Genomic DNA, 3,076 nt, shown 5'->3' with positions numbered 1-3,076 from the left:
TGAACTTCTCGCACCGACGACCCAGAACGTCCTGACCCTGCTCAACGAGGGGATTGGGCCGCTGATCCAGCGCTATGAGATCGTGGAAACCATTGCCTAATAACTAAGCCGAGAGCTTTCCGGCAAGTCCATGCCCGCGCACTTTGCTGACCTTCTGTTGGCCGTTTTCGCAGCGACGTGCGCACTGGGCCCACCCGACAATTGGGCGGGATAGGCTTTGGCGAATTGGTCGAGGCCGACGAGATGCAGATGATCGCGAACGAGTTCGCCTCTCTCGCCAGCGCCCAACCGGCTTTGGCGTAGCGCCGCGGCGACATTGACCTCGACATTGAGCCAGGGCAAAAGCCTGTGCTCCTGGAAAACGATCGAGCGGTCCGAGACCCGGCCGTTCCACCCTCTGTCCATCAAGCCGGATGTCGCCGTCATAATCAGTGTTGAGGCCGAGGACGAGTCGCAGCAAGGTGGACTTGCCGCAACCCGAGGATCCCACGATGCTGACAAACTCGCCCTCGTCGACTGCAAGATGGATATGCGACAGCGCCTGGACCTGATGGCCGGCGACACTGAATCTCTTGCTGACGTCAGCAATCTTCAAGCGTGGCTTTGGCCACGTCCCCGTTCAGAAATGGGGACAGGGCCGCTCATGGAATCCTCCAGCGCAGAAAGTGATGCTCCACGGAGCCGGCGATGACATTGAAGACCACTCCGACGCCACCGAGGAGGAGAATGCACAGCAGCAATAGATCCATGTGGAACAGCCTGGCCCTCGTTCATGCGCCCGCCGATCCCTGGTGCGATGTTGAGCAGAAGCTCGGCCCCCCTGTCGCGGTCCAGGCATAGATCAGCGCGGCATGAAGGCCCATGAAGATTTGCGGCAGCGCTCTCGGAATGGCGATGATCCGGGCGAAGTCGAAGCAGCCGAAGGTCAGCACGTTGGCAAGCTCGCGATAGCTGCGCGGGATGCCGGACACGCCCTGCCAGGTGTTGCTGGAACGCCGCGAGCGCGATGAAGACGACCTTGCCGGCCTCGCCTCCGCCGAACCACATCGAGATCAGGGGCACCCAAGCGAAGAGAGCGATCTGGCGGTGTACCAGCAGCACCGGCTCGAGCAAGCGTTTCATGAGGCGGGAAAACCCGATCGCCAAAACCAAGCGCGATTCCGGCCGCACTGCCACACACGAAACCGATCAGATCACGCTCCAGGCTCGCCAAGAGTTTAGGGCGCAGGGCCCGCCCCCAGGCAGCCTGATCGGACCGTGCGGCCCGATACCTATCCGGCCACCATTGCGCCGGACTTCACGACTGATCGTGGATGGCGACCGACCCAACCGGCGAGCAATCGAACGCAGCGAACAGAGGGTGCTCAGCCCTCTGGAAATCTCCTCCCGCTCACTAAGACTGAGCGCTTGGCTTGCCCGTTTCCGAGCGGCCGGACGAATTCCGCCTGTCGGCGAGATCACCGAAAAGACCGACGAGGACTCCCGATCAAATCGTCGCCCGATCGAACTCATCGACTCGCCAGCCTGCCAACGATCCCAAATCTCAGACCGCTGAGCTGCAGAGTAATAGATGCGACGTCGCTGCTTCATGCCTCACACTCCATCTTTGACAAAAGACTAGGCCTCGTGGACAAAGGGTAACCAAAGCTTGACTGCTGCGATGGCGACGAAGCCGAGGTAAGACTCCCTCGTCTTGTCGTATCTGGTGGCGACGCGCCGCCAATTCTTGAGCTTGTTGAACAGCCGCTCGATCAGGTTGCGCCACTTGTATTTTTCGGCATCGTGCGGCGCGGGGTCCTTGCGGTTGCGCTTGGCCGGGATGACTGCCTCAATCTCGGCTTTTGCCAACTCCTCCCGAATGGCGTCGGCATCGTAGCCCTTGTCGGCCAGCAGCGCTTCGATCTTGTCGGCGATCATCCGCAGCAGTGGTGCGAAGCCCTTGATGTCGTGTGCTTCTCCGCCCGTCAGGACGAAGCCGAGCGGACGGCCTTTGACGTCGCAGCGGGCATGCAGCTTGGTGGTGAAGCCGCCGCGCGACCGACCAAGCGCCTCTGTCTGCTGAGTCCCCTTTTTATGCCGACTGCGCAGTGATGCGCCCGGACGATGGTTGAGTCGATCATGTCGGCGGTGCCGGCTCGCTCGACCAGCTCGGCCAGCGTTTCGAGCATAGCATCGAACACGCCCGTTTCGACCCATCGTCGGTAGCGGCGGAACACGCTGTTCCACTTGCCATATTCGTCGGGCAGGTGCCGCCATTGCGCACCCGTCCGCGCCATCCACATCATGCCCTCGAAATAGAGCCGGTTGTCTTGTGCCGGTCGACACCCGCGCCCGCGCTCAGGCGGCAGCAACGGCCCGTCAGCGCCCACTCCTCGTCCGTCAGACCGATTTGTTCGCCCAAGGCTTCCTCCAAAAAGAAGCCTTGAATCAATCCGAGAGTCTCACGTCAACCTTTGTCCACGAAGCCTAGTGTGTTGCGTTCACCTGTTGAGCCCACCCCGCTAAGCGGGCAGAATTTCTGCGACAGCATTTGCTGAAACCCTACTTTACAACAGTGTGGCGCTTCCGGCCGAGCGAAAGCCGGATCGGGAGGTCTTGGGACGATATCATNGAAACCCTACTTTACAACAGTGTGGCGCTTCCGGCCGAGCGAAAGCCGGATCGGGAGGTCTTGGGACGATATCATTGTATCAACCTCGACGACGTTGCCGTTGATCCGCACACCTCGTCCCGAGATCGCCCTTCGCGCTTCCCCTTTGGAGGAGGNCCCTTTGGAGGAGGTCAATCCGGCGCGTACCAGCAAATCCACAAGGGCTACTCCGGCCAAGCCCTCGGCGTCATTGAGATGAAGCGTCGGTAGCCCCTCTGCGGCTTCGCCATGCCCGAATGCTTGGCTAGCCGTGGCCTCCGCCTGTTTGGCGGCGTTAGTTCCATGTGCCAGGGCCGTAGCTTCGTTGGCGAGACGTTCTTTGACGGCGTTTAGCTCGGTTCCTTCAGCCTTTCCAAATCGCTCGATCTCGTCCATCGGCAGATCGGTGAAAAGCTTCAGGAACCGAACGACATCAGCGTCTTCCGT

5 protein-coding genes and 1 pseudogene are annotated in these 3,076 nt (G+C 60.7%); all 6 read right to left on the bottom strand.

Annotation, left to right across the window (positions count from 1 at the left end; all coding sequences use genetic code 11):
* Positions 1–103: 103 nt before the first annotated feature.
* On the bottom strand, positions 104–490 hold the full coding sequence (locus tag X738_RS84330; RefSeq protein ID WP_245277912.1) for an ATP-binding cassette domain-containing protein: 387 nt from the start codon (positions 488–490) through the stop codon (positions 104–106).
* Positions 491–770: 280 nt separating this feature from the next.
* On the bottom strand, positions 771–971 hold the full coding sequence (locus X738_RS85820) for a hypothetical protein (protein ID WP_023804255.1): 201 nt from the start codon (positions 969–971) through the stop codon (positions 771–773).
* Between the two features lie 217 nt (positions 972–1,188).
* Entirely contained in the window at positions 1,189–1,512 is a 324-nt protein-coding gene (locus tag X738_RS89590; RefSeq protein WP_373420512.1) for a helix-turn-helix domain-containing protein, read from the bottom strand.
* A gap of 105 nt (positions 1,513–1,617) precedes the next feature.
* Positions 1,618–2,196, bottom strand: coding sequence for an IS5 family transposase (locus X738_RS85815; RefSeq protein ID WP_245277911.1), 579 nt, complete (start codon positions 2,194–2,196; stop codon positions 1,618–1,620).
* A 29-nt stretch (positions 2,197–2,225) separates the two neighbouring features.
* Positions 2,226–2,369, bottom strand: a pseudogene (locus tag X738_RS88215) (transposase); the annotation flags it as partial.
* A 248-nt stretch (positions 2,370–2,617) separates the two neighbouring features.
* Positions 2,618–3,076 (bottom strand): S4 domain-containing protein (locus X738_RS80355; protein WP_023804250.1); only part of this gene is annotated, 459 nt, incomplete at its 5' end.

Origin of the sequence: Mesorhizobium sp. L48C026A00 (assembly GCF_000502375.1) — a bacterium.
GTDB classification, from domain to species: Bacteria; Pseudomonadota; Alphaproteobacteria; order Rhizobiales; family Rhizobiaceae; genus Mesorhizobium; species Mesorhizobium muleiense.
Note: the sequence above shows the minus strand (reverse complement) of the source record. Positions and strands in the feature narration are given on the sequence as shown.

Bases quoted from the DNA above. Each gene is read 5' to 3' on its own strand.
- X738_RS89590 (WP_373420512.1), bottom strand. From the start codon at position 1,512: ATGAGTTCGATCGGGCGACGATTTGATCGGGAGTCCTCGTCGGTCTTT.
- X738_RS85815 (WP_245277911.1), bottom strand. From the start codon at position 2,196: ATGGGTCGAAACGGGCGTGTTCGATGCTATGCTCGAAACGCTGGCCGA.